This window comes from Pseudooceanicola antarcticus (genome assembly GCF_900215355.1).
In the GTDB taxonomy this organism is placed as follows: Bacteria; Pseudomonadota; Alphaproteobacteria; order Rhodobacterales; family Rhodobacteraceae; genus Pseudooceanicola; species Pseudooceanicola antarcticus.
The window spans coordinates 210,420-236,356 of record NZ_OBEA01000006.1 but is presented as its reverse complement, the minus strand read 5'-3'; the positions used below and the strand labels follow the sequence as shown (position 1 = coordinate 236,356).

Genomic DNA, 25,937 nt, shown 5'->3' with positions numbered 1-25,937 from the left:
TGCATCATGGGCCGTCGAGGCAGATGCACCGGCACCAGGGGGCGCCGTGCTTCGCACAAGGGGGCTGGTGAAAATATGTTTGAAATCAATGTGGTGCGGGTGAAGGGACTCGAACCCCCACGCCAAAGGCGCCAGAACCTAAATCTGGTGCGTCTACCAATTCCGCCACACCCGCAACCGGCAGCCCCGAGCAGGGCTGCGTGGAGCGCTTACTAGCAAAGCACCGGGGCGGATAGAAGAGAAAAACGCGCCCCCGCCGCCTGAAGCCCAGGGGCAGGGCAGGGCGGTGACAGCAGAGCTTCCTCTTGCGCGGGCTTTGCGATATTTGCGGCCCATGGCGATCAAGCTCACTTCACTCAACGACCTCTCCACCCTCGGTTTCGACGAGATCATCGACGTGCGGGCCCCGGCGGAATATGCCGATGACCACCTGCCCGGAGCGATCTCGCTGCCGGTGCTCGACGATGCCGAACGCGCCCGCGTCGGCACGATCTACAAGCAGGTCTCTCCCTTCACCGCGCGCAAGGTGGGGGCGGCTCTCGTGTCGCGCAATGCCGCGCGCCACCTCGAGGGGCCGCTGGCCGACCGGGACGGCTCCTGGCAGCCGCTGGTCTATTGCTGGCGCGGCGGACAGCGCTCGGGCTCCTTTGCCACGATCCTGCGCCAGATCGGCTGGCGGGTGGAAACCATCGAGGGCGGCTACAAGGCCTTCCGCGGGCTGGTTGTCGATGCGCTTTACGAAAAACCCTTCCCGGCGCCGGTGGTGCTGCTCGATGGCAATACCGGCTCGGCCAAGACCGAGCTGCTGCACCTGATGCAGGCGCAGGGCGTGCAGATCATCGACCTCGAGGGGCTGGCCAATCACCGGGGCTCTCTCTTCGGCGCCATGGGGCCGCAGCCGCAGCAGCGCGGTTTCGAGACGGCCCTGGCCATGGAACTGGTGAAGCTCGACCCCACGCGGCCCGTGGTGATCGAGGCGGAGAGCTCGAAGGTGGGGGAATGCCGGGTGCCGCCGGCGCTCTGGACGGCGATGAAGGCCGCGCCGCGGATCGTGCTGAACGCGCCGCTGGACGAGCGCGCGGCCTACCTGACCCGCGCCTATAGCGACGTGATCGCCAATGAGGCGAGGTTGCATGACATCCTGGACAGCCTGCGCCCCTATCTTGCCGCCGAGCAGGTCGAGGTCTGGCACGAACAGGCCCGCGCCGGTGACTTCCGGGACCTGGCCCGCAGCCTGATGGAAATCCGCTACGATCCGGGCTACCTGCGCCACCGTGCGCGCATGGACCCCGCCCAGGTGACCGAGGTCGAGGTCCCCAGCCTCGCCCCCGAGGACCTGCCCGAGCTGGCCGCGCGCATCGCGGCGCAAGTGACCGCCCTGACCTCAGGAGACAAATGATGGCCGATACCAAGCTTCCCTCCGAACCCCGCCTGACCTCTCTCAGCCACGGCGGCGGCTGCGGCTGCAAGATCGCGCCGGGCGTGCTCTCGGGCCTGTTGCAGGGCACCAAGGCGCTGCCGGTCCCGGCGGAGCTGCTGGTCGGCATCGGCTCTTCCGATGATGCGGCGGTCTTCAAGATCTCCGAGGATCAGGCCATCGTCGCCACCACCGATTTCTTCATGCCCATCGTCGACGATCCCGAGCACTTCGGGCGCATCGCGGCGACCAATGCAATCTCGGATGTCTATGCCATGGGCGGCAAGCCCCTCTTCGCGCTGGCGGTTGTGGGCATGCCGGTCAATGCGCTCTCGGGCGAGACCATCGGCAAGATCCTGGAGGGCGGCGCCAAGGCGGCGGCAGAGGCGGGCATCCCGGTAGCCGGTGGCCATACCATCGACTCCGTCGAGCCGATCTATGGCCTGGTGGCCATTGGCATCGTCGACCCCCGCAAGATGAAGCAGAACGACACCGCGCAGGCGGGCGACGTGCTGGTGCTTGGCAAGCCGCTTGGCGTCGGCATCTACTCTGCCGCGCTGAAGAAAGAGACCCTGTCCGCCACCCAATACGACCGGATGATCGAGACCATGACCCGGCTCAACACGCCCGGCCCCGAGCTGGCGGCGCTGGAGGGGGTGCATGGCATCACCGATGTCACGGGCTTCGGCATTGCCGGCCATGCGCTGGAGATGGCGCGGGGCTCGGGCCTGCAGGCGCAGATCGACTGGGCCTCGGTGCCCATGCTGGACGACGTGCGCGCCCTGGCCGAGGCCGGCAACATCACCGGCGCCTCTGGGCGCAACTGGGCAAGCTACGGCGAGGAGATCACCCTTTCCGATGATCTGGACGAGATCGACCGGGCGCTGGCCTGCGATCCCCAGACCTCGGGCGGGCTGCTGGTCGCCTGCGCCCCCGACGCGGTCGAGGAGGTGCTGGCCACCTTCGCCCGCCATGGATTCGACGCCGCCGTTTCCGTGGGCCGTATGGCCCCCGGCGCCGGCGTCAGTATTGCCTGAGCCCCACGCGGCAAAGGCACCAAGGAAAGTCCGCGCAAGCGGCACGAGCGGGGCATGGCGCCCCAACCGAAACCCTGTGCAAGAGAGAGGCCCCATGAAACGCCTTGCTGTCCTCCTGTCGCTGCTGGCAAGCACTGCCAGCGCCGAAACGCTCTATTTCTCGGCCATCCCCGATGATGACGAGACCAAGCTGGTCGAACGCTTCGGCGCCGTGGCCGATTACCTCTCTGCCGAACTGGGCGTCGATGTCGCCTATGTGCCGGTGAAGAGCTATGCCGCCGCCGTGCTGGCCTTCCGCAACGACCAGATCCAGCTGGGCTGGTTCGGTGGCCTTTCGGGCGTGCAGGCCCGCGCGCTGGTGCCGGGCTCGACCGCCATTGCACAGGGTGAGGAAGACCAGAGCTTCGTCACCTATTTCATCGCCAACGCGGACGCCGGGATCGAGGCCTCGGAAGACTTCCCCGATATCGCGGGCCGCAGCTTCACCTTCGGCTCGCAGGGCTCGACCTCGGGCCGGCTGATGCCCGAGTTCTACATCCGCGAAGAAACCGGCCAGGCGCCGGAAGAGCTGTTCTCGGACGTGGGCTTCTCGGGCGATCACGGCCAGACGCTGCGGCTGGTGGCCTCGGGCGCCTATGAAGTCGGTGCGCTGAACTACACCGTCTACGACCAGGCCAAGGCCGATGGCGCGCCGGAGGCAGACCAGGCCCATGTGATCTGGCAGACCCCGCCGTACCCCGATTACAACTGGACCATTCGTGGCGACGTGGATGCGCGCTTCGGCGAGGGCTTCACCGCCAAGGTCCAGCAGGCGCTGCTGTCGCTGACCGACCCGGAGCTTCTGGCCTCCTTCCCGCGGGCCTCCTTCATCCCGGCCGAGAACGGCTTCTACCAGCCCATCGAAGACACCGCGCGCCAGCTCGACATCATCGACTGATGGCGCCGCTCGTCTCCCTCGCGGGGGAGCGGCTGGGATGGGGTGACAGCGCCGTCCTTTCCGATGTCTCGCTCGAGATAGACCCCGGAGAGCGCATTGCGCTCCTGGGCCGCAGCGGGGTGGGGAAATCCACCCTGCTGACGGCGCTCGGCCAGCGTATCGCGGGCGCAAGGGTGGCGCTTGTGCCGCAGGACCACGGGCTGGTCGATGCGCTTTCGGTCTTTCACAACACCTGGATGGGTCGGCTCGACGCGGCGGGCACGGCGCGCAACCTGCGCATCCTGCTGCGCCCCTCCGCCACGGAACGGGCCGAAGTCGAGACGGTGCTTGAACAGGTCGGCCTGGCAGGTCTTGGCCGCCGCCGGGTGGGGCAGCTCTCGGGCGGGCAACGCCAGCGGGTGGCGCTGGCGCGTGCGCTGCTCAGGGGCGGGGCGGTGGTGCTGGGGGATGAGCCGGTCTCGGCCCTCGATCCCGCCCAGGCCGCAGAGCTTCTGGGCGCGCTGGCAGGTACGTTCCAGACCTCGGTGCTGGCGCTGCACGATCTGGACCTGGCGCTGGATACCGCTACGCGGATCATCGGGCTGAAAGCCGGGGGCGTGGTGCTGGATGCGCCCGTGGCCGAATGCGACCGCGCCCGTCTGATGGAGCTCTACGCGTGAGCGCCGCGCGCCGCATCGGCCTGGGTTTCCTGGCCGCGAGCCTGCTGGCGCTTTGCTTGGCCGATCTCTCGTCCCCGCGCCCTGACCCCTGGCTGACGCTGGCGCGGATCGGGCAGGGGCTGGCGGCGCCCGATTTCTCGGACCCCGGCGGGCTGGCCCATGCGGCCATGCTGACCCTGGCCTTCGCGCTTTGCGGCGTGGCGCTTGGCGCGGTGGCGGGCCTGCTGCTGGCGCCGCTCTATCACCTGCGCGCGGTGCGGCTGCCCTGTATCGCCATCCGCGCCCTGCACGAGCTCTTCTGGGCGCTCCTGCTGATGAACCTCACCGGGCTTTCGCCGCTGACCGGGGTATTGGCCATCGGGCTTCCCTACGCGGGCATCTTCGCCAAGGTCTTCTCGGAATACCTCGACGAGGCGCGGGGCGGGGGGCTGGCGCTGCCCGCCGGCACGGGCAGGGTCACCGCGCTGATCTGGCAGCGCTACCCGCAGGTGCTGCCGCAGGTGGCCACCTATACGCTCTACCGGCTGGAATGCGGGCTGCGCAGCTCGGCGGTGCTGGGCTTCATCGGCCTGCCCACCCTGGGCTTCGAGCTAGAGACCTATTTCCGCCAGGCACAGTACGACCGCGCCATGGTGGTGCTGGGGGTGTTCTTCCTGCTGATCCTGCCGATCCGCTACTGGGCGCGCTGGCGGCTGATGCCCGCCTACCTGCTGGCCAGCCTCTGGGCGCTGTCGCGGATCGAGGTGCCGCCCATGGGCGCGGGCGCCCTTGGTCGCTTCCTGGAGGACATCACCCCGACGCCCCTGCGCACCGGCGCGGATTGGGGAGGCTGGTTGGACAAGGTGCTGTGGCAGCAGGGCTGGCCCGGTCTGGTCGATACGCTGGTGCTGGGGCAACTGGCGCTGGTGCTGGCCGGCGTGCTCGCGGCGCTGGCCTTCCCGCTGATCGTGCCACGGGTTGCGGGGCGGCTCGGAGCGAAGCTGGGCCATGCGCTGCTGGTGCTCTTCCGCTCGACGCCCGAGTACATGCTGGCCTTCCTGCTGTTGCAGATCCTCGGCCCCTCCATGCTGCCCGCGGTGCTGGCCCTCGGCCTGCACAACGGCGCCATCATCGCGCACCTTCTGGGCCGCCAGGCCGCGACGCTGCCCCTGCGCGCTGACGCCCCACGCGGCCTGACCCTGTGGGGGTGGGAGCTGATGCCCCGCCTGCAGGGCAACTTCCGCGCCCTGTGCCTTTACCGCTGGGAGATCATCCTGCGCGAGAGCGCCATCATGGGGGTGCTGGGCCTCGGCACCCTGGGTTTCTACGTCCAGAAGAACCTGGAAGAGCTGCGGCTGGACCGCGTGGCGGCGCTGCTGGTGGTGACGGTGCTGCTGACGCTGGCGGTCGACAGCCTGTCGCGGCGGCTGCGGGCGGTGCTCCTGCCGGGGCGGCGGGTGCGGATCGAGGGGACCAGGGGGCGCGATCCGGGAGAGCGCGCGCGTTGACAGCCTCCCCGGCAGCTTGCAGAGATGGGCTGTCAGGTCTTCCAGCTGTGCCCGAGCCCTTGCCCGTTCTCGACGTTCCCTACTTCATCCAGTCCACAGAGCGCGATTGCCAGGCAGCCGTGCTGGCAATGTTCGCGGCCTATCTGGACGGGCGCGCCGGGCAACCCGTGGCGCGCCGTGACCTGGCCGGGATTGCCGGCACCATCAATGCCCACCCCGAACGGCCCGTGCAGGCGCTGAACGCCTGGGCCAACATGCGCTGGTGGCTGGCGCGTGAATTCCCCGAGCGTCGCTTTGCCATGACCTCGACCAAGCTGCGGTGGCGGGCGCTGCACATCCTGCAACGCGCGCTCTCGCGCGGCTCACCCGTGCTGGTCAGCACCGACCACAACCAGAAGGGGCTGGGGCACATCCTGCTGGTGACGGGGATGATGTCGGAGCGGGGCGGGGCGCTGGTCGACCCCACCGGCTGGCCCGTGCCGCGTCGCCCGGTCTTCACCGTGCATGATCCCAACGGCCGCTACGGGGCCATGGTCTCTGCGCGCCCCGGAGGCTGGGGCGACGAGCGCTTCGACGGTGCCTTCAGTCACCTCGATGCCGCGGGGCAGGAGGGGCCGGGGCGGGCGTTGCTCTACCGGCTCGAGGGTATCCGCCGCCGCAATGGCCGTTTCCTGCTGATCCGCGCCGAGGGCTGAACGGAGCCTTTCTGCACATGCGCCGGACGGCATCTTGCCCGGACGGTCGTGATCGGGAATAGAGAGGGCGTTTCCATTCAGTCATTCCCCCGAGCCCCTCATGTCGCCCCGTCCCCAGACCGCCACCATGGACCCGCAGCGCCAGGCGCGCGAGATCGTCTTCACGCTGGCCTCCTACGACTTCCCCTGGGACGTTGAGAAGGCGCTGGAGTTCGCGCTCTTCCGCACCTACGCCGTGCCCGGCATCTCTTCGCTGCTGGCGCGCACGGGTGAGTTCGAGACCCGCACCCGCAAGCGCTATGACGATACCGAGCTGATCCTGTCGGAGATCGTCGAGAACGGCCCCGACCACCCCCGCGGGGCCGAGGCCCTGGCGCGGATGAACGAGATGCACGGGCGCTACCGCATCCCCAACGACCAGTACCTTTATGTCCTGTCGACCTTCGTCTTCGAGCCGATCCGCTGGATCGCCCGCTTCGGCTGGCGCGATCTGAGCGAAGGCGAGAAGGCCGCGATCTTCGCCTATTACCGCGACCTCGGCCAGCGCATGGGGATCACCGATATCCCCGAGGACATGGCCAGTTTCGAGGCCTTCAACCGTGACTACGAGGCCCGTCACTTCGCTCCCGCCGAAAGCAACCGGCGCATTGGCGACGTGACGCTGGACCTGATGCTGGGCTTCTACCTGCCGCGCGGGCTTTTCCGGCTGGGCCGCCCTGCGGCGCTGGCGCTGATGGATGCGCCCCTGCGCGCGGCCATGGGCTATGAGGCCCCGCCGCGCTGGCTGGAGCGCGCCGTGCCGGCGGGCCTGCGCCTGCGCGCGGCCCTGCTGCGCGTCCTGCCCAAGCGCCGCCGCGCGAAGCTGATCACCGCCCGCAAGCGCCCGACCTATCCCGGCGGCTATGCGATCCGGGATCTTGGAACCTTCCGGGACCGCTAGTTCGGGCGTCCAGTTTCGGGCTCAGTGGAAATCCCGGCTGGGAAACAGGCGCTTGGCCTGTTCGCGGGGATGGCGCGCGGAAGGGCCCGAGGGGCGCGGGCGCGGCGCGTCATCGCCCACCGGATGGGTCACCCCGACCTGATCGCTGAGCGGGTGGCCCATGTCGGCCAGGCGATGCGACAGGTCCTCTACCTGTTCGGCGATGAGATGCACCACGATGCCCTCCCGCTCGATCCGGCCCGTGACGCGCAAGAGCCGACCGCCCATGACGGCGCGGCGGTAGCGTTCATAGAGCTTCGGCCAGACCACCACGTTGCAGACCCCGCTTTCGTCCTCAAGCGTGATGAAGATCACACCCGAGGCGGTGCCGGGCCGCTGCCGGGTGATCACCAGCCCGCAGACCGAGATCCGCCCCGGCGCAATGGTCTGAAGCTCCGCATGCGGGGTCAGGCCGGGCAGGGCGGGGCGCAGCAGCTCCAACGGGTGGGCGCGCAGGGAAAGGCGCAGGGCGACGTAATCCTCGACCACCTCTTCGCCCAGGTGCATCGGCGGCAGGGTGACGGCGGGTTCCACGCCGCCCTCGCCATCCAGCGCATCGTCGAAAAGCGGCAGCGGCTTCGGTGCCCGGATCGCCCGCACGGCCCAAAGGGCATCGCGGCGGGTCAGGCCCTGGACGGCGAAGGCATCGGCCTCGGCCAGGCGCTCCAGCGCCGCCGGTACCAGGCCCGCGCGCAGCCAGAGGCTTTCGGGATCGGGATAGCCATTGCCGCGCGCCGCGACGATCCAGCCCGCGTCCTCTTCCCGGAAGCCCTTGATCTGGCGGAAGCCCAGGCGCAGGGCCAGAGCGCCATCGGTGCGCCGCTCCAGCTTGTTGTCCCAGTGCGAGGCGTTGACGCAGACCGGGCGCACCTCGATGCCGTGCTCGCGCGCATCGCGCACGATCTGGGCGGGGGCGTAGAAGCCCATGGGCTGAGAGTTCAGCAGCGCGCAGGCGAAGACCGCCGGATGATGCCGCTTCAGCCAGGACGAGACATAGGTCAGCATGGCGAAGGCGGCGGCATGGCTTTCGGGGAAACCGTAATCGGCGAAGCCCTCGATCTGGGAGAAACAGAGCGCCGCGATCTCGGGGTCGTAGCCGTTGGACAGCATGCCGTTGATGAACTTGTCACGGAAGACGCCGATGGTGCCCATGCGGCGGAAGGTCGAGAGCGAGCGGCGCAGGCGGTCGGCCTCTTCGGGGGTAAAGCCCGCGCCCACCACGGCGATCTGCATCGCCTGTTCCTGGAAGAGCGGCACGCCCAGGGTCTTGGCGGTGACCTCGGCCAGGGCGGGGCCGAAGGGCTCGGGCTGCTCGCGGCCCTGCCGGCGGCGGATGTAGGGCTGCACCATGCCGCCCTGGATCGGGCCGGGGCGGACGATGGCGACCTCGATCACCAGATCGTAGAAGGTGCGTGGCCGCATCCGGGGCAGGAAGTTCATCTGCGCCCGGCTTTCCACCTGGAAGACCCCGACCGCATCGGCGCGGCAGAGCATGTCGTAGGTCTCGGGATCTTCCTGTGGCACGGTCTCCAGCGTCAGCTGGCGCTTGTCGTGCTCCTCCAGCAGATCGAAGCTCTTGCGCAGGCAGGTCAGCATGCCGAGGCTGAGGATATCGACCTTGAGGATGCCGAGCGCGTCGATATCGTCCTTGTCCCATTCGATCACGGTGCGGTTCTCCATCGCCGCGTTCTCGATCGGGCAGAGCGCATCCAGCCGCCCGCGGGTGATGACGAAGCCGCCGACGTGCTGGGACAGGTGGCGGGGGAAGCCCACGATCTCGCCGATCAGGCGGATGGTCTGGGCAAGGCGGCGGTCCTCGGGATCAAGGCCCAGCTCGCGCATGCGGTCGGGGTCGGCGCCCTTGTCGGACATGCCCCAGATCTGCCCGGCCAGGCTGGCGGTCACGTCCTGTGAAAGCCCCATGACCTTGCCCACCTCGCGGATCGCGGCGCGGGAGCGGAAGTGGATGACGGTGGCGCAGAGCCCGGCGCGGTCGCGGCCGTAGCGTTCGTAGATCCACTGAATCACTTCCTCGCGGCGCTCGTGCTCGAAATCCACGTCGATATCGGGCGGCTCGCCCCGGTGGCGCGAGATGAAGCGCTCGAAGACCATGCCGATCATGTCAGGCGCCACATCGGTGATGCCGAGCGCCCAGCAGAGGATCGAATTGGCCGCCGAGCCGCGCCCCTGGCAGAGGATGCCGATGGAGCGCGCATAATCCACGATATCGTGGACGGTCAGGAAATAGGCCGCAAAGCCCAACTCTTCGACCAGGCCCAGCTCTTTCTCGGCCAGGGCATAGTAGCGGTCGGGGATGCCACCCGGGCAGCGGCGGCGCAGGCCTGCGCGCACCAGCCGGTCGAGGCGGTCCTGGGCGGGTTCGCCCTGGCTGGCCTCGTCGGGGTATTCATAGCTGAGGTCCGAGAGGTCGAAGGCGCAGCGGTCGGCGATTTCCAGGCTGCGGCGCAGGGCGGCGGGATGGCGGCGGAAGAGGCGGGCCATGTCGGCGGGGCCCTTCAGGCGGCGTTCGGCATTGGGCAGGGCGCGGGTGCCGATCCGGTCGATGGTGCAGCCCTCGCGCAGGCAGGTCAGCACATCGGCCAGCTGGCGCCGCGCGGCCTGGTGCATCAGCACGTCGCCAACCGCCACCATCGGCGCCGAGGCGCGCAGGGCGATCCGGGCGCAGGTGTCGAACCATTGCTGGTCCGAGCCGTCGTAGCGCGGTGCCGCGCCCAGGAAGACATGGCCCGGAAAGCGGCGCTGCATGGCCTGCACGGGACGCAGGGCCAGGTCGGGATCGCCGGGCAGGGCGATCAGGATCAGCCCCTGGCCATGGGTCAGGAGGTCATCGGTGAAAAGCGTGCATTGCCCCTTCTCGGCGCGCCGCTTGCCCAGTGTCAGCAGTTGCGAGAGCCGCTCGTAGGCGGCGCGGTCGGTGGGCAGGGCCACCCAGTCGACCGGGCAATCCTTCAGCACCAGCCGGCAGCCGGTCAGCAGGCGCGGCAACTTCGGTGCGCGAGGCAGGGGTAGGTCGCTGCCGCCGTGGGTCTGGCGCGAGGAGGGGTCCTGGCGCTGCTGCGAGCGGATCGGCAGGCCCGCCTCGCCCTCTTCGGCGGCGCGCTTCAGCTCCTTCAGGGCCGAGAAGGCGCGGACCACCCCGGCCAGGGAGTTGCGGTCGGTGATCGCGATGGCGGCAAGACCCAGCTCGGCGGCGCGGGTGACCAGCTCCTCGGGGTGCGACGCCCCTGTCAGGAAAGTGAAATTCGAGGTGACGCAGAGCTCGGCATAGCCTGTCTCCTGCGGGTCCGGCGGGGTGACGAGAGGCGGAAGATCCGCCTCGGGCGCGCGCCCGCCTCCGAGGGGCGAGAGATGCTGGTGCAGCACCGCCTCGGACAGCAGCGCGAAGGGAGAGGGTGTGTCGGTCGGGGCGGGCGTCGGGATCATGCGAATTCTCCCTCGACGAACCAGCCCGGCGCCTGCGGGGTGTGGAAGAGCCACAACCGTCGCCCCTGCCGGGTCTCGATCAGCCAGTAGTCGCGCAGGCCCCGGCGCCAGTCGGGATCGTCGAACCACCATTCCGGGGCGATGCGTTCCGGCCCCGTGGCACGGGCGGTGACCAGGGACATGCGGCGCCAGCGGAAGCGCTCGGGCGGGCGGGGGCCGTGACCGGCAATGGGCTCGGGCGCGAAAAGGCGCAGGGGACGGGGGCGCGGCGGCACCCAGCCTTGGCCCGGCTCGGTCCATGCGGCGGGCAGGGTGCGGAAGGCGCGGGCCGGGATATGGCTGTCGGCGGGCAGGAAGCGCTGCACGTTCTCCAGCCCGATACGGGTGCCGATCCGGGTCAGCAGGTCTTCCAGCCGGGCGTTGCCGTTACCTCCATTGCGGGGGCCAAGTTGTTGGGCAGGAAGGGATTCTACCTGGGTGGCCTCCAGCCGCATCTGGTCGATGCCGAAGCCTGCGTCGATGCCGTCGAGCCCGCGCTGGAAGAGTGGCAGGATGCGGGCGGCGTCGCGCATCGGTGCGGCCAGCCGCAGCTCGACCTGGCGGCTGTCGCGGTCGACGCGGCGCAGGGTCAGGCAGAGACGCCGGGCGCCGGTCTCCTGCCGCTCCAGCGTCTCGCAGAGGCGGGCGAGCAGGCGGCGGGTGCCCTCCATCACGTCCTCCTGCAACCCGATGGGTTCGGGCAGGGTGAGGCGGGTGGCGTAATGGGGCGGCTCGGCCTCGGGGCTGACGGCTTCGCCCTGCCGGCCCATGGCCTGGTCGAGACGCATCAGCGCAGAGGGGCCGAAGCGACGGGTCAGGGGCGCGCGGGGGGTGGCCTCGAGCTCTCCGACATGGCGCAGCCCGAGGCGTTCGAGACCGGCCACCTCGGCGGGCTCCAGGCGCAGGGCGGCAACCGGCAGGGGCGCCAGGGCGGCGGCGGTTTCGCCGGGTGCGGCAAGGCCCGGCGCGTGATGCGCAAGCGCCCAGGCAGCGCCGCGGGTATCGGCCAGGCCGACCCGGAGGGTCAGCCCGGACCGGGCCGCGCGGGCCTGCATGTCGGAGAGCATTTCCTCTTCTCCGCCAAAGAGATGCGAGGCGCCGCTAATGTCGAGGATCAACCCGTCGCGACCATCGGTTCCGACCCAGGGGCAATAGCGCGTGGCCCATCTGCGCAGCACGCCAAGGAAGGCCGCATCGCGGTCGGGGCGCGCCGGGTCGGTCATCAGGCCGGGGCAGAAGGCACGGGCGTCGGCCAGGCTCATGCCGCGCGACAGGCCGGCCTTTTCGGCAGCGCGGTTGAGGCAATAGAGCCGCTCGCTATTGGCCTCCATGAGCGTCAACGCGAAGGGGCCCTCCAGCGGGCGCACCCGCAGAACCCGGTCGCTGGCCAACCGAGGAAACCACATCGAGACGATACGTCTTCCGGTTCCAGCGGACATCCCAGGCTCCAAGTGTTCCCGATTTGTTCTTTATAAGCTGCCAGCGCATCAAAGTCGAGTCTCCGGCCCTGTCGAGACGCCCCGGCCCCTGGTCCAGCAGCGGCGCCACCTGCCAGCGGCTTTCGGCAGCGTTGGAGCCCATGCCCTCGGGGATCAGGCAGAGCCCGGTGGTGCCCCCGGCCTGGGCGGCCAGTTGCAGCCGCCGCCCCTCGCGCAGGTCGAGGGGGCGGGTGACCTCGAGCAGCACCAGCGACACCGCGCCGTCGCGCAGCGCCTCTTCGGCGACGGCCAGCACGTCGACGGCAGAGGGGGCATTGGCCAGCACCAGCCGGGCGGGGTCGAAGAAATCCACCAGTCCCAGCGGGTTGAGCCCCTCAGGCTGCCAGCTCTCGCGGATCCAGATCAGCGCACCGGCGCGGGCGCGGGCACAGGTCACGGCGGCGAAGGCGGTGGCGCCGGGGCCACAGACCTCGTGGACGCGCCCGGCGCGCAGGGGGAAGGCATTTCGAAACATGGGCGATGATGAACAGACAGGGGGGCAGCGGGGTGAGCGAGACAGGTGAGCGGGCACGCCGGGCGAATCGTGCCGGCGTTTGTTCTCTTTCTGTTCTATATGCTGGGAGGGGGTTGCTCCAAGCCCCGCGGGCTCAACGTCCCGTGACGACCCGCGCCAGCAGGGGCACCAGCAGGGCCAGCACCGCAAGGCCCCAGAAGGTGGCCGAGATGCTGGTGGCCTCGGCGACGAAGCCGATGGCGGCAGGCCCCATGAGGATGCCCGCGTAGCCGGTGGTGGTGACGGCGGCGATGGCCAGGCCCGGCGGCATGGCGCGCTGGCGTCCGGCGGCCGAGAAGAAGATCGGCACCATGTTGGCGATGCCCAGGCCGATGCCGGCAAAGCCCAGAAGCGCCAGCGGCGGCCAGGGCGAGAGCAGCAGCAACAGGAAGCCCGCCGTGGTGAAGGCACCGCCAAGCAGCAGCACGCGGCGATCTCCGAGGCGGGTGATGATGCGGTCTCCGGTCATCCGGGCCAGCACCATGGCTGCCGAGAGGGTCATGTAGCCAAGCCCCGCGCTTTCGGGGGGCAGCAGCCCGCGTTCCAGGACCAGCAGCGCGCCCCAGTCCAGCATGGCGCCCTCGGTCAGGAAGGCCACGCCCGCCAGCAGCGCCAGCACCAGCACCAGGCCGCGCGGCAGTACCAGGGGCTCTGGCGCGCCGCCGCGATGGCGCAGGAAGCGCGGCGTGGCCACCAGCATCGCCAGCGCAGTCAGCACGGCGCCCAGAAGGGCCGAGGGCAGTGGTGCGGCACCAAGCGAGAGCAGCAGCGTCAGCAGCCCCGCCCCGGCGAAATTGCCCAGCGAGAAGAGCCCGTGGAAGCCCGACATCAGCGGTTTGTCCGAGCGCGCCTCGACCTCGACCGCATGGATGTTCATCGCCACGTCGATCATGCCGAGCGAGGCCCCGAAGAGCGCCAGCGCCGGGGCCAGTTGCCAGACGCTGGCGGCCAGCGGCAGCAGCGGCAGCACCAGCGCCATGCCGAAGCCTCCGGTGAGGATCAGCGCCCTGGTGCCGATACGCGAGACCAGCACCCCGGTCAGCGGCATGGCGGTGACCGAGCCCAGGCCGAGGCAGAGCAGGAGCAGGCCAAGCTGCGCTTCATCCGCGCCGATGCGGGCCTTCACGAAGGGGATCAGCGGCGCCCAGCAAGCGACCGCGAAGCCGGACGAGAAGAAGGCCAGCCGGGTCGCCAGCCGGGCGGCGGCGGTGCGGGTGGCCTCTGCGGTGACGGAGGTCTCTTGGGTCAGGTCGGTCATGGCGCATCCTGCGGTCTGCCGCGAGGGCAGGAAAGGGGCCGGAAGGGGCCGGGTATCTGGGGGAAGAGGGGCCGGGGCCAGCCTCAGGAAATGACAGATCACGCCGGCATCGAAGGTGCAAGGGCAAGGGGCGCAGAGGTGGGGATGCAGGGATGCAGAGGCGCGGGGCAGTAGAAAATCGGGGTAAGAATCCGGGGGCGAAGGTCCGGGTGGGACCTTCGCCCGAGGCGCATGCGGATCACTCCGCCGTATCGGCCAGGAAGCCCCCCGATTGCCGGGTCCAGAGGCGCGCATAAAGCCCCTCCTGGCGCAGCAGATCGGCATGGGAGCCATCCTCGACGATCCGGCCGCGCTCCATCACCACGATCCGGTCCATTTCGGCCAGGGTCGAGAGGCGGTGCGCGATGGCAATCACCGTCTTGCCCTCCATCGCGGTCTGCAACGAACGCTGAATGGCGGCCTCGACCTCGCTGTCGAGTGCCGAGGTGGCCTCGTCCAGGATCACGATCGGCGCATCCTTGAGGATCATCCGGGCAATGGCGATCCGCTGCCGTTGTCCGCCCGAAAGCCGCACGCCCCGCTCGCCCACCTGGGCGTTGTAGCCACGCCGGCCCTCGCGGTCCTCCAGCCCCTGGATGAAGTCATGCGCCTCGGCCTGGCGGGCCGCCGCGATCATCATCTCTTCGGTGGCGTCGGGGCGGGCATAGAGCAGGTTGGCCCGGATCGAGCGGTGCAGCAGGGAGTTGTCCTGGCTGACCACGCCGATGTCATGGCGCAGGCTTTCCTGGGTCACGGCTCCGATGTCCTGACCGTCGATCAGGATGCGGCCCTGCTCCACGTCGCGGAAGCGCAGCAGCAGCGAGATCAGCGTCGACTTGCCCGCACCGGAAGGGCCGACCAGGCCGACCTTCTCGCCCGGACGGATGGTCAGATCCACGTGATCAAGACCACCGCGCCGCTTGCCGTAATGATGGCTGACATCCTCGAAACGGATCTCTCCGGGGCCCTTGACCAGCGCAGGTGCCTCCGGTGCATCGACCACGGAATGCGCCACGGCGATGGAGCGCAGCCCCTCGCGGATCACCCCGAAATGCTCGAAGAGCCGGATGGTGACCCAGAGGATCCAACCCGACATGCCGTTCAGCCGCATGGTCAGCGCAATCGCCGCCGTGACCTCGCCCACGCTCAGCAGGCCCTTGGACCAGAAGAGCACCGCCAAGCCGCCGATGGAGACCATCAGGTAGCCGTTCAGCAGGTTCAGCACGACCTGCATCTCGGTCGCCAGCCGCAGGAAGCGGTGGACGCGCAGTTGCAGCCGCTTGAAGGCCGAGAGGGCATAGGTCTCTTCCGCCTTTGTGCCGGCAAAGAGCTTCACCGCCTCGATATTGGCATAGGCATCGACCACCCGGCCGGTGACGGCGGAGCGGCCGTCGGACCATTTCTCGGCCGCCTTGGTGATACGGCGCACCAGGAACTGCATGTAGAAGATGTAGAGCACCAGCCAGCTGACCAGCAGCAGTGCCAGCCAGGGATTGATCTGGGTCACCACCAGCGTGGCGCCGATGATGTAGACCGCCGAGAACCAGATCGCTTCGAGGAAGATATAGGCCGAATCCTCGGTCGCCGGGCCAAGCTGCATGACCCGGTTCGACAGTCGCCCGGCAAAATCGTTCTGGAAGAAGGACATGGACTGTCCCAGCAGGTGCTTGTGGGCTCGCCACTGCGATTGCACGTTAAGCGTGCCGACCAGCGTCTGCTCGAGCAGAAGGTGGTTGATGCCGATGACAGCAGGACGCAGCAGCAGCAGGGCCAGGGCCACCAGAAGGGTCTCTCCGCCGTGCTGACTCCAGAAACCATCGGGCCCGGCGCCGGTCATCAGGTCGACGATGCGTCCGGCGTAGAAGAAGAGCAGGCTCTCGCCCAGCGCCACCAGCAGAGAGGTGAAGGCCATGAGCGGCAGCCAGCCCCCGAGCGAGCGCAGCTGGGACCACATGTAGGGCATCAGCTTGGTGGGCGGGGTCTCGGCCGGGAAAGGTTGGAAGGGGTCGATAAGACGTTCAAAAACGCGGAACATGACGATGCATCCGTTTGGAAATTCAGGGGGGATTGGGGATGTGAGAAGAAAGGCAAGAGGCGGGGCGTGCGCCCACCCGTACCGGACCGGCGCTTAGTGCTGATCGGGAATACGGGTCTTTTGCATCTTGCGAATCTCCATTGTCGCCATGGCGCAAATTCATAGTCCGCCAGATCGCATCCGTCACCCCTAAGGGGGCAGTTTTCGCAAAAATGTCGTGGAGTTGGTGGTCGAAGCTGCTGTGGCCAAGGCGGGCATCGGGATGAGTGGGAAGGGCGGAGGGGGCTGTTTTTTCTCCGTTTTTGTATTTTAATTTCAGTGTCTTGTGAGGCATTCTTGAGGCTTTGATGTTGCGGTGCAGCAGCCTGGGCGCGCTTAACCGAATCTCCATCTTCCGGCGCGTATCTTCAGAGGCCATTTCTGCCGCCTGACGGGGACCGGATGACCAAGCTGCGCCTGTTCTGCAAAATGATCCTGACCTTGCTGGCCTTGGATCTCATACCGGCTCTGGGCATCGCGCCGCTCCTTGCGGCGACCCCGCTTTCGGCCTCAGAGGCCAAGCACAAGATCAACCTGGCCGGGCGCCAGCGCATGCTGTCGCAGCGCATGGCGATGCTCAGTTGCATGGCCGACAGTGACGTGCAGGCCGAAAGCGCGGTGGCGCGTGCAGGCGGGGCCTTCGCGCTTTTCGATCAGACACTGAACGGGCTGCGGTTCGGCGATGCAGAGCATGGGCTCTCGACCGAGAAGAACATGGAGATGCTGGATGCCCTGGCCGCCGTGGACCTGCTCTGGCAGGGCTACGGCCGCGCCGTCGAGGGCTATGTGACGGGCGGAGAGGCCGCCTCCCTGCGGGTGATCCATGCGCGCAACCCGGCGGTGCTTAAGACGATGAACGACGCGGTCGGGCTGATGGAGCGGCTCTATGGCGAGGGGCTGATCGCGCCGGACCTCGCGGCGGCGATCAATGTCGCCGGGCGCCAGAGAATGCTGATCATGAAGGCGCTGAAAGAGGCCTGCATGGTGGGGCGTGGCTTCGATCCCGAAGGTGATCGCAGGGCCCTGCAGGGCACGATCGCTCTCTTCAGCTCCAGCCTTTACAAACTGCGGGTCGGCAATGCCTGGGATGGTATCATCGCGCCGCCAAGTTTCGAGATCGACATGCAGTTGGAGCTGGTGCAGGCGGTCTGGGACTGGATGGAACCCTACCTGAAAGAGATCGCCGCGGGCGGACCCGCCGATCCGGCGCGACTGTCGGAATTGCTCTACCATGGCGAGGTGGCGTTGCGAGAGATGAACGTCGCCGTGGGTCTTTACGAAAAGGTCTGACCGGGTCGTTCCAATGCCTTGGTGCCCCCTGAAGTGGGCTGCCCCGGCGACAGGAATGGGAAATGGGCGCAGAAACCCGCGCTGGCAGCGGTTTTCGGCGCCCTTATAGCTTGCAACGGCGCGGGGCTGCTCATAGAAGGGCGTCTGATTTCGATGGCCGTGCGAAGGATACGGCCCCGGTATGGAAGGACAAGCGACAATGCAGGTCACCGAGACCCTGAACGAGGGGCTGAAACGCGGCTACACCATAACCCTGACCGCCGATGAGCTGGACAGCAAGGTGAACGAGAAGCTGGCTGAAGCTCAGCCTGAAGTCGAAATGAAAGGCTTCCGCAAGGGCAAAGTGCCCATGGCCCTGCTCAAGAAGCAGTTCGGCCCGCGGGTGCTGGGCGAAGCGATGCAGGAAGCCGTCGACGGCGCCATGAACGCTCATTTCGAAGAGACCGGTGACAAGCCTGCCATGCAGCCTTCCGTCAACATGGTCGACGGCGAGACCTGGAAGGAAGGCGACGATGTTGTCGTCGAGATGTCCTACGAGAAGCTCCCCGAGATGCCCGAAGTCGACCTGAAGGCGATCAAGCTGGAGAAGCTGGTTGCCAAGGCCGGTGACGAAGCCGTGGACGAGGCTCTGGCCAACCTGGCCGAGACCGCCAAGGACTTTGAAGCCAAGGACGGCGCAGCAGAAGACGGCGACCAGGTGGTCATCGACTTCCTGGGCAAGGTCGACGGCGAAGCCTTCGACGGTGGCGCAGCGGAAGACTACCCGCTGGTGCTGGGCTCCAACTCCTTCATCCCGGGCTTTGAAGACCAGCTGGTCGGCACCAAGGCCGGTGAAGAGAAGAACGTCGAAGTGACCTTCCCCGAAGAGTACGGCGCCGAGAACCTGGCCGGCAAGGCCGCCGTTTTCGAGTGCAAGATCAAGGAAGTGAAGGGCCCGAAGGCGGCTGAGCTGGACGATGAACTGGCCAAGAAGTTCGGCGCCGAGGATCTGGCAGCCCTGAAGGGTCAGATCGCCGAGCGCCTGGAAGCCGAATACGCCGGTGCCGCCCGCGCCGTGATGAAGCGCAAGCTGCTGGACGTGCTGGACGAAACCGTCTCCTTCGAGCTGCCGCCGAGCCTGGTGGAAGCCGAAGCCGGCCAGATCGCGCACCAGCTGTGGCACGAGGAAAACCCTGACCACCAGGGCCACGACCACGACAAGATCGAGCCGACCGAAGAGCACACCAAGCTGGCCGAGCGCCGCGTGAAGCTGGGCCTGCTGCTGGCCGAGCTGGGCCAGAAGGCCGAGGTCGAAGTCACCGACCAGGAAATGACCCAGGCGGTCATGAACCAGGCACGTCAGTACCCGGGCCAGGAACGTCAGTTCTTCGAGTTCGTGCAGCAGAACCAGCAGATGCAGCAGCAGCTGCGTGCGCCGATCTTCGAAGACAAGGTCGTCGACTACATCGTCGAGCTGGCCGAGGTCTCGGAAAAGGAAGTCTCCAAGGACGACCTTCAGAAGGCCGTCGAGGAGCTGGACGAGGAGTAATCCTGCCCACTTCCCTTGCATTGAAGGGTCGCCCATTGGGCGGCCCTTTTTCTTTACTCCTCAGTCAGTTGACAACTGATTGCCGGCAGGGAGATTTTGCCTCCCGAAAGCTCCAAGGGGCGTTGCCGGAGGATCGCGTCCATGCTGCCTGTCGTGGAAATGCGCTATGCATATTTTGGCCAGTCCGGTTGGCGATCCGAAGCCAGCCGCGACAAGGCGGTGCTCTTCGATAGCGACCGCCTGGCCGAGCGTTTCCGCCTGTTCCGCAGCCTTGCTCTGGCCTCTCTGGCCGATCAGAGCGACGGAAATTTCCACTTCGCCCTGCTGACCAGCGAGGATCTTCCCCCAGACCACCTGACACTGCTGCGCGAAACGGTCGGCGATACCCTGGGCGATCGTGGTTCGGTGCACGCGCGCGGCCCCGGCATGGCGGGGCGGATTTTCCGCGAAATCCGGCAGGAGGTCATGGCAAATCGCGCCGACAGTCACGTGCTGGAGGTGGTCCTGGATGACGGCGATGCGCTGGCGAAGGACTTCCTGGCCGACCTCGGCCAGAGCGCCCGGCTGGCCAGGGCCCGCCCCACGCCAAACCGCGACTACATGTTCTTCAGTCACTCCCGCGGGATCTCGATGGTGATCGAGCAGGACGGCAGCCTGAACTTCTATCTGCGCGAAAGCCCCTATAACAACCAGGGCCTCGCGCTGCTGGCGCCGGTCGCGTCGAAGCGGAATATCTACCTGGTTTCGCACAAGAGATTGGCGTGGAATCACCCTTCCGTCGTGGTCAACGACATGCAGCTCCATTACCTGCGCACGATCCACGCCGGCAACGACAGCGCCGGGAGATACAACCGTTCCAAGCCGCTGAAGCCGCTGCATCGGCGCCAGATGCGGGACCGCTTTCCGCTCCTGCAATCCTTCCTGGCCGAGCAGAAGGCCCGCCGGCAGGGCTGATCACTCGGCGCTTTCGGCCAGGCAGAAGCCGGGTAGGGCGGTGTCGTTCTTGAAGCTGCGCAGCAGGAAGTTGGTGCGGTAGGAGGCGACAGAGGGCCATTCGCCGAAGACCTCCTGGGCGAAGTCGTGATAGGCCTCGATCGAGCGCTCCTGCACGATCAGCAGGAAATCGAACTCTCCGGTCACCGCATGGCACTGGCTGACCTGTTCGCAGGCGGTGATCCGCCGTGCGAAGTCCTGGCTGACGCTGGCCTTGGGCGCGGTCAGGGTGACCATCACCGCCGCCGTGACGGGCCTCCGGAAGCGGCGGCGGTCGATCAAGGCAGGCGCACGCAGCAGGAAACCCTCGGACCAGAGCCGGGCCACGCGCTTGGCACAGGCCGACAGGGAAAGGCCCACGTCCTCTGCCAGCTCTGCATTGGTACGGCGCGAATCCCTTTGCAGAAGACTGAGCAGGCGCTTGTCGCGGTGGTCGAGCATATCTCTCTCGTATCGGCTGATTTGAGCGGGATCATAGCGCGAAGAGCGCCTCAGGGACAGAATTAGTCTCAGGACGGTCGTTCTTCAGGAAATCTGCGATCCGCGATCTCCTATCGTCAGGGCAAATCTGAACCGGAGATCCCCATGTCCAACTTTCTGGCTCGCGCCGACGCCACCCTGCTGCGCTATGGCGCGCATTTCTTTGACCAAGAGATCGTCGCCGCGCGCGGCACCCATGTGATCTCGGCTAGCGGGCAAGAGATCCTGGACTTCACCAGCGGCCAGATGAGCGCCGTGCTGGGCCATTCCCACCCCGAGATCAGCGCGGTGATCCATGAATGGGCCGACAAGCTGTGCCATCTGCACTCCGGCATGCTGAGCGCACCGGTGCTCGAACTGGCAGAGGGCCTGGCCGAAGTGACGCCCGAGGGGCTGGACCGGACGCTGCTGCTGACCACCGGCGGAGAGGCCAATGACGCCGCCATCCGCCTGGCCAAGCTGGTGACCGGCCGCCACGAGGTGGTGAGCTTCGCTCAGAGCTGGCATGGCATGACCGGCAGCGCGGTGGCCGCCACCTATGCCGCGGGCCGCAAGGGCTATGGCCCCGTGATGCCTGGGAACTTCTCGATCCCGGTGCCCAATGCCTTCCGTCCGCGCTTCCCCGGCCTGGCGCTGGATTGGCAGAGCGAGCTGGATGATGCCTTCGCCCAGATTGACGCGATGTCGACCGGCAACCTCGCTGCCTTCATCGCCGAGCCCATCCTCTCGACCGGTGGCATCATCGATCTGCCCGAGGGCTACCTAGCCGCGCTGAAGCGGAAATGCACCGAGCGCGGCATGCTGCTGATCCTTGACGAGGCCCAGACCGGGATCGGGCGCACCGGGCTGATGTTCGCCTTCGAGCGCGACGGCGTGGTCCCCGATGTGCTGACACTGTCGAAGACACTTGGGGCCGGGCTGCCGTTGTCGGCGGTGATGACCTCGGCCGCGATCGAGGCCGAGGCCCATGCCCGCGGCTTCCTCTTCTACACCACCCATGTGGCCGACCCGCTGCCGGCGGCCATTGGCTGCAAGGTGCTGGAAATCGCCCGCCGGGACGATCTGCCGGCCCGCGCTGCTCGGCTTGGCGCCCACTTCCGCTCGGGGTTGGAACGCCTGATGGAGCGTCACGAGAAGGTGGGCGATGTTCGGGGCAGGGGGCTTCTGCTGGGGGTCGAGGTGGTCGCGGACCGTGCTTCCAAGCGCCCGGACGAGCCCTATGGCAACCGTGTGATGGAGATCTGTGCCCGCGACGGGCTGTCGATGAACATCGCGGCCTTGCCGGGACTGTCATCGGTCTTCCGCATTGCCCCGCCGCTGACGGTGACCGAGGCCGAACTCGACCAGGCGCTGGAGATCTTCGATGCCGCCCTGGCCGAAGCTGCCTGAGCCGATCACGGAATGAACGCCGTCGCCGCTCCTGTCGGCGACGGCCGCCACGACGCCCCCCTTGTCCCATCACCAGGCTGAAAATACTCCGGGGGAGGTTCCGGCACGGAGACGGGGGCAGAGCCCCAAAAGAAAACCGCGCCCCCCGAGGGGAGCGCGGCCTGATCTTGCATCCGGTAGAAGAGGATTAGTCTTCTTCGGAGGTCTCTTCGCCAGCGGCGGGTGCATCGTCGTCGTCAGCGGCAGAGCCGATGTCGTCGAAGAGCTCGGAGATTTCGAACTCCGCGGCAGCTTCTTCCTCGGCGGCCAGTTCCTGGATGGACTTGCCGGCGGCCTGGATCTCGGCCTCTTCCGGGGAACGGGCGACGTTCAGGATCACTTCCACTTCCACTTCCGGGTGCAGCGTGACCACGGCGGTGTGCAGACCCAGTTCCTTGATGGGCTGGGGGATGATGACCTGCTTGCGCTCGACGGTGAAACCGTTCTCGGTGGCGACGTTCGAGACGTCACGCGGCGAGACGGAGCCGTAGAGGTTGCCGCCGTCGGAGGCAGCGCGAATCACGACGAACTTCTGACCGTCGAGCTTTTCGCCCAGGGCTTCGGCTTCTTTCTTGGTCTCCAGGTTGTTCGCTTCCAGCTGAGCCTTCTGGGCTTCAAACTGGGCGATGTTTTCCTTGGAGGCGGTCAGCGCCTTGCCCTGCAGCAGCAGGTAGTTGCGCGCGTAGCCGGGCTTGACGGAGACGACGTCGCCCATCTGGCCGAGCTTTGCGACGCGTTCGAGAAGGATGACTTCCATGATCTGGGCTCCTTACTTGACGGCGTAGGGCAGCAGGGCGAGGAAGCGGGCGCGCTTGATGGCACGGGCCAGTTCACGCTGCTTCTTTGCCGAGACGGCGGTGATGCGCGAGGGAACGATCTTGCCACGCTCAGAGATGTAGCGCTGCAGCAGACGGGTGTCTTTGTAGTCGATCTTCGGCGCGTTGTCGCCCGAGAAGGGGCAGACCTTGCGGCGGCGGAAAAACGGTTTGGCGGCCATGGTTTATGTCCTTTCCTGGGCTAGATCAGCGACGTTCGCGGCGACGGTCGTCGCGCTCGTCACGCTTCTGCATCTGGACCGAGGGGCCCTCTGCGTGCTCGTCGACCTTGATGGTCAGGACGCGCATCACGTCGTCATGCAGACGCATCAGGCGCTCCATTTCCTGCACGGCTTCCGACGGTGCGTCGGTGCGCAGGAAGGCATAGTGGCCCTTGCGGTTCTTGTTGATCTTGTAGGCCATCGTCTTGACGCCCCAGTACTCGTGGTCAACCAGCTTGCCGCCGTTGTCCGAGAGAATGGCACCAAAGTGTTCGATGAGACCTTCGGCCTGCGCGTTGGAAAGGTCCTGACGCGAGATGAAGACATGCTCGTAAAGCGGCATGTGCACTCCTGTTTCTGTCGAGGCGCATTTCATAGGAGGGTCAATCCTTCCGCCACCCGTCCACGAGAGGCTGCGCGGTTCAATAAATCCTTGCGGAAGGAGGCCCCCCATTACAGCGGATGCGGAACGATGGCAAGCGATGTCGGGCGATAGGCGTCGCGGCATGTTCGGCGCGCGTCAGGGGGCTCCGCCCCCGTCTCCGTACCGGAGCCTCCCCCGGAGTATTTCCAGCCTGGTGATGAGGCGGGACAGGGCCCGGAGGGGCGGCCTACTTTTCCATCGAGAGGGTCCAAGCGCAAGACGGCAGGCGAAGGCCGCCATTCGGGCAAGACCTGCTTCATCACCAGGCCGAAAATACTCCCGCCGGAGGCGGTCTTCCTTGGCCGCGGGCGCATCGGCAAGTTTGGCAAGGCAATGTTCGCAAATCCACAGGTGCTGTGGGGGGATGCGGAATTGCGAACATGCTGCATTGCCGCGACATGTTGGGCATCGCAAATGCATCTCCTGATCAAGGATAACCTGTTATGAAATCTCTTCTTCTCGGCTCCGCACTGACCCTCGCAACGGCAGCTTCCGCCTTCGCAGAGCCTGTCAGCTACACCCTGGACAACACCCACACCCAGATCGTCTTCCACTACAACCACCTGGGCTTCTCCACCGGCTTCGGCATGTTCTCGGGCTTCGACGGCACGATCTCCTTCGATGCCGAAGATCCCGCCAACTCCTCGGTCGAAGTGGCCTTCCCCGCTGCTTCGCTGCTGACCGGCATCGACGGCCGCACCGCGCACTTCCTGACCGAGGACTTCTTCGGTGCGGAAGCCAATGACACCGTTTCCTTCGTCTCGACCGGCATCGAAGTCACCGGCGAAGACACCGGCCTGATCACCGGCGACCTGACCATCAACGGCATCACCAACGAGGTCGTGCTGGATGCCAAGCTGAACCAGCTGGGCGAACACCCGATGGAAGGCAAGCAGTGGGCCGGCTTCGACGCCACCGCCACCGTGCTGCGCTCGGACTACGACATGGGCATGTTCGCCCCCTACGTCAGCGATGAGGTCGAAGTGCAGATCTCGATCGAGGCCATGCAGGCCGAGTAAGACCTCCCCCCTTGATCCCCGGATCTCCCCATCATCCGGGGTTCAGCTGGGCCGCCTTTCCCGAGGCGGCCCTTTTCGTTTGCGTAAGTCAGGGACCGGCAGACCGGACGTTTGGGGGGACGGCGCTCAGAGGCTGCGGGCGGGGGGATTGCGACCCTGGAGCGATGCCTGTCGGCACGGGCGGCCTTGGCAGGAGGTGTGGAGCTTGGGGGCCAATGCGTGGCGGTTGAGGGCTCAGCCAGGAAGCTGCGCGGCGCTTTGTCGATGCGGCTCTTGGGGCGATGAGCAGGCAGCCCCCAAGCGGTCGATTGCCCACGCTTGCCGACACCCCAGGGCCGTGCAGATGAAAAAGCCCCCGGCAGAGCGCGCTGCCGGGGGCTGTTCCTTGCGGGTGAGGGTGGGCTCAGGGCCGTTCGGCGGTGAGCTCCCAATTGGTCGCCACGGCGAAGGCCACGGTCTTCTCGTCGGGCATGTTGGCGCCGACGCCGTAGTCGCGGCGGTCAAGCTCGAAGCTGGCCGAGGCATGGGCGGTGCCCTCTGCGTCGATCTCGAGCTCGAAGGGGAAGGAGAGCGGCATCTGCTGGTCGCGCAGGCTCAGGGTGCCCTCGGCGATATGGCTGCCGTCCGCCTGCTTGATCAGCTGGGCGTCGAAGATCGCCGTGGGGTGATCCTCGGCTGCCAGGAAATCTGCGCCGAGCGCCTGGTTGGTCACCGAGCCAAGGGTCAGCGAGGGCACGGAAACCTGGACGGTCACCTGGCCGGCGGGTCCGGCGGGGGCATCCGGGTCATAGGTGATCTCTGCCACCCAATCGGCGAAGCTACCCTCGACCTGGTTGCCGAACTGGGTGACCTCGATCCCCAGGCGGCCATTGGTGACCTGCCATTCGCCGCCTGCCGCGGCCAGGGTGGGAGCCTGGCCCGCGGTGGCGCCGGGCTTGGCCGGGGTCAGCGAAACGCCGAGCGCCGCGATCAGGGCCAGCAGCAGGGTGGCGGTGGCCATCGGCGCGGCGTGGCCGGGCTGGCGCGGCGAGGGGACGGCGCTGTCGCCGCGCCACATGCGCCGCAGGGTGGCGTCACGGTCGATCACGTGGTGCTTCAGCGCGCCGCCGATATGCAGCGCCAGCACGCCGGCGAGGGACCAGGCGAAGATCCAGTGCAGGGCGGTGGTGACCGAGGCCAGGGTTTCGCTCTGGGGAACGAAGGGCAGGCCCTGGCCGAAGGGCCAGAGGATCGGCGCGAAGCCGGCGGTGGCGGCGTGATGCACCCAGCCCGAGACGGGTACCAGGATCAGCAGGCTGTAGAGCATGTAGTGCACGGTCTCTGCGGCCAGGGCCTCGGGGCGGTGGTCGCCCTTGATCAGGCCGGGACGGCGCTGCGAGAGGCCCCAGGCGATGCGGAAGATCGAGACGAAGACCACGGCCACGCCGAGGGTCTTGTGCACCGAAAAGAGCGTGGCGGTGCGCGCCACCAGCGCGGCCTGGTCCTGGGCCGCCACCTGGTCGAGCTTCTCGGCCATCTCGTGGGCGATGAGGCCAAGGGGGAAGGCGGCGAAGATCAGAAGGGCGGTGAGCCAGTGGATGGTGCGGGTGACGACGCCGTAGCGGTCTCCGGCGTCGGGCAGGGAAGAGGAAAGAGACATGGCAAGGGTCTTTCGCTGGAAACAGGTTTGGGGCCAATTTAGC

23 protein-coding genes and 1 tRNA gene are annotated in these 25,937 nt (G+C 67.3%); 12 read left to right on the top strand and 12 right to left on the bottom strand.

Translation table 11 applies throughout. The features are described 5' to 3' along the window. Nucleotides 1–91 precede the first annotated feature (91 nt). A tRNA-Leu gene (locus tag CRO50_RS15825) sits at nt 92–175 on the bottom strand. 159 nt (nt 176–334) lie between these two features. Here CRO50_RS15825 and mnmH point away from each other — a divergent pair. From mnmH to CRO50_RS15790, 7 genes are all read left to right on the top strand, one after another. Beyond that, nucleotides 335–1,399 (top strand): tRNA 2-selenouridine(34) synthase MnmH, encoded by a 1,065-nt coding sequence (gene mnmH / locus CRO50_RS15820; protein ID WP_097146993.1) that lies wholly within the window; start codon nt 335–337, stop codon nt 1,397–1,399. Continuing rightward, nucleotides 1,399–2,454 carry a selenide, water dikinase SelD gene (selD, locus tag CRO50_RS15815; RefSeq protein ID WP_097146891.1) on the top strand — a complete coding sequence of 352 codons (1,056 nt, stop codon included), beginning with the start codon at nt 1,399–1,401 and terminating at the stop codon, nt 2,452–2,454. Before mnmH ends, selD begins: the two co-directional genes overlap by 1 nt. A gap of 94 nt (nt 2,455–2,548) precedes the next feature. Further along, complete coding sequence (locus CRO50_RS15810) at nt 2,549–3,391, top strand: putative selenate ABC transporter substrate-binding protein (RefSeq protein ID WP_097146890.1); 843 nt, start codon at nt 2,549–2,551, stop codon at nt 3,389–3,391. Next, nucleotides 3,391–4,050 (top strand): ATP-binding cassette domain-containing protein, encoded by a 660-nt coding sequence (locus CRO50_RS15805; RefSeq protein ID WP_097146889.1) that lies wholly within the window; start codon nt 3,391–3,393, stop codon nt 4,048–4,050. Before CRO50_RS15810 ends, CRO50_RS15805 begins: the two co-directional genes overlap by 1 nt. Beyond that, nucleotides 4,047–5,537 carry a PhnE/PtxC family ABC transporter permease gene (locus CRO50_RS15800; RefSeq protein ID WP_179747302.1) on the top strand — a complete coding sequence of 497 codons (1,491 nt, stop codon included), beginning with the start codon at nt 4,047–4,049 and terminating at the stop codon, nt 5,535–5,537. Before CRO50_RS15805 ends, CRO50_RS15800 begins: the two co-directional genes overlap by 4 nt. A 47-nt stretch (nt 5,538–5,584) precedes the next feature. Continuing rightward, nucleotides 5,585–6,232: a C39 family peptidase gene (locus CRO50_RS15795; RefSeq protein WP_157791765.1), complete on the top strand. Its 648-nt coding sequence runs from the start codon at nt 5,585–5,587 to the stop codon at nt 6,230–6,232. A gap of 100 nt (nt 6,233–6,332) precedes the next feature. Then, nucleotides 6,333–7,172 (top strand): oxygenase MpaB family protein, encoded by an 840-nt coding sequence (locus CRO50_RS15790; protein ID WP_097146887.1) that lies wholly within the window; start codon nt 6,333–6,335, stop codon nt 7,170–7,172. Nucleotides 7,173–7,193: 21 nt separating this feature from the next. Here the strand turns inward: CRO50_RS15790 and CRO50_RS15785 are convergent, their stop codons facing one another. The 6 genes from CRO50_RS15785 to CRO50_RS19965 all read right to left on the bottom strand — a co-directional run bounded on the left by CRO50_RS15785 (nt 7,194) and on the right by CRO50_RS19965 (nt 16,436). Beyond that, nucleotides 7,194–10,655 (bottom strand): error-prone DNA polymerase, encoded by a 3,462-nt coding sequence (locus CRO50_RS15785; protein ID WP_097146886.1) that lies wholly within the window; start codon nt 10,653–10,655, stop codon nt 7,194–7,196. Further along, entirely contained in the window at nt 10,652–12,100 is a 1,449-nt protein-coding gene (locus tag CRO50_RS15780) for a Y-family DNA polymerase (RefSeq protein WP_097146885.1), read from the bottom strand. The genes CRO50_RS15785 and CRO50_RS15780 overlap by 4 nt, the downstream gene beginning before the upstream one ends. Continuing rightward, a complete protein-coding gene (locus tag CRO50_RS15775; protein WP_097146884.1) occupies nt 12,012–12,647 on the bottom strand; it encodes an ImuA family protein in 636 nt (211 codons plus the stop codon). The genes CRO50_RS15780 and CRO50_RS15775 overlap by 89 nt, the downstream gene beginning before the upstream one ends. Nucleotides 12,648–12,780: 133 nt before the next feature. Next, complete coding sequence (locus tag CRO50_RS15770; RefSeq protein WP_097146883.1) at nt 12,781–13,944, bottom strand: MFS transporter; 1,164 nt, start codon at nt 13,942–13,944, stop codon at nt 12,781–12,783. Between the two features lie 238 nt (nt 13,945–14,182). Further along, entirely contained in the window at nt 14,183–16,018 is a 1,836-nt protein-coding gene (locus CRO50_RS15765; RefSeq protein ID WP_097146882.1) for an ABC transporter ATP-binding protein, read from the bottom strand. A gap of 22 nt (nt 16,019–16,040) precedes the next feature. Continuing rightward, nucleotides 16,041–16,436 carry a hypothetical protein gene (locus CRO50_RS19965; RefSeq protein WP_143516944.1) on the bottom strand — a complete coding sequence of 132 codons (396 nt, stop codon included), beginning with the start codon at nt 16,434–16,436 and terminating at the stop codon, nt 16,041–16,043. A gap of 23 nt (nt 16,437–16,459) precedes the next feature. Between CRO50_RS19965 and CRO50_RS15760 the strand changes: the two genes are divergently transcribed. The 3 genes from CRO50_RS15760 (at nt 16,460) to CRO50_RS15750 (ending at nt 19,829) form a co-directional block, all read left to right on the top strand. Then, nucleotides 16,460–17,347, top strand: coding sequence for a type IV pili methyl-accepting chemotaxis transducer N-terminal domain-containing protein (locus tag CRO50_RS15760; protein WP_097146881.1), 888 nt, complete (start codon nt 16,460–16,462; stop codon nt 17,345–17,347). A gap of 199 nt (nt 17,348–17,546) precedes the next feature. Next, nucleotides 17,547–18,875, top strand: coding sequence for a trigger factor (gene tig, locus CRO50_RS15755; protein ID WP_097146880.1), 1,329 nt, complete (start codon nt 17,547–17,549; stop codon nt 18,873–18,875). A gap of 141 nt (nt 18,876–19,016) precedes the next feature. Further along, a complete protein-coding gene (locus CRO50_RS15750) occupies nt 19,017–19,829 on the top strand; it encodes a glycosyltransferase (protein ID WP_097146879.1) in 813 nt (270 codons plus the stop codon). On the opposite strand, the gene CRO50_RS15745 is transcribed toward CRO50_RS15750, so the two are convergent. Continuing rightward, nucleotides 19,830–20,309 (bottom strand): Lrp/AsnC family transcriptional regulator, encoded by a 480-nt coding sequence (locus CRO50_RS15745; protein ID WP_097146878.1) that lies wholly within the window; start codon nt 20,307–20,309, stop codon nt 19,830–19,832. A gap of 144 nt (nt 20,310–20,453) precedes the next feature. Between CRO50_RS15745 and CRO50_RS15740 the strand changes: the two genes are divergently transcribed. After that, a complete protein-coding gene (locus tag CRO50_RS15740; protein WP_097146877.1) occupies nt 20,454–21,737 on the top strand; it encodes an aspartate aminotransferase family protein in 1,284 nt (427 codons plus the stop codon). Between the two features lie 187 nt (nt 21,738–21,924). Here the strand turns inward: CRO50_RS15740 and rplI are convergent, their stop codons facing one another. The 3 genes from rplI to rpsF are packed head-to-tail and all read right to left on the bottom strand — an operon-like array spanning nt 21,925 to nt 23,155. Beyond that, the gene (rplI, locus tag CRO50_RS15735) at nt 21,925–22,533 is read right to left on the bottom strand and encodes a 50S ribosomal protein L9 (RefSeq protein ID WP_097146876.1); all 609 of its coding nucleotides are present in this window, start codon (nt 22,531–22,533) and stop codon (nt 21,925–21,927) included. A gap of 12 nt (nt 22,534–22,545) precedes the next feature. Beyond that, entirely contained in the window at nt 22,546–22,773 is a 228-nt protein-coding gene (rpsR, locus tag CRO50_RS15730; protein WP_005982441.1) for a 30S ribosomal protein S18, read from the bottom strand. 25 nt (nt 22,774–22,798) lie between these two features. After that, nucleotides 22,799–23,155 (bottom strand): 30S ribosomal protein S6, encoded by a 357-nt coding sequence (gene rpsF / locus CRO50_RS15725; protein ID WP_010139259.1) that lies wholly within the window; start codon nt 23,153–23,155, stop codon nt 22,799–22,801. A gap of 524 nt (nt 23,156–23,679) precedes the next feature. Between rpsF and CRO50_RS15720 the strand changes: the two genes are divergently transcribed. Next, nucleotides 23,680–24,255, top strand: coding sequence for a YceI family protein (locus tag CRO50_RS15720; RefSeq protein ID WP_097146875.1), 576 nt, complete (start codon nt 23,680–23,682; stop codon nt 24,253–24,255). A 403-nt stretch (nt 24,256–24,658) separates the two neighbouring features. On the opposite strand, the gene CRO50_RS15715 is transcribed toward CRO50_RS15720, so the two are convergent. Next, nucleotides 24,659–25,894, bottom strand: coding sequence for a cytochrome b/b6 domain-containing protein (locus tag CRO50_RS15715; RefSeq protein WP_097146874.1), 1,236 nt, complete (start codon nt 25,892–25,894; stop codon nt 24,659–24,661). Nucleotides 25,895–25,937: the final 43 nt, after the last annotated feature.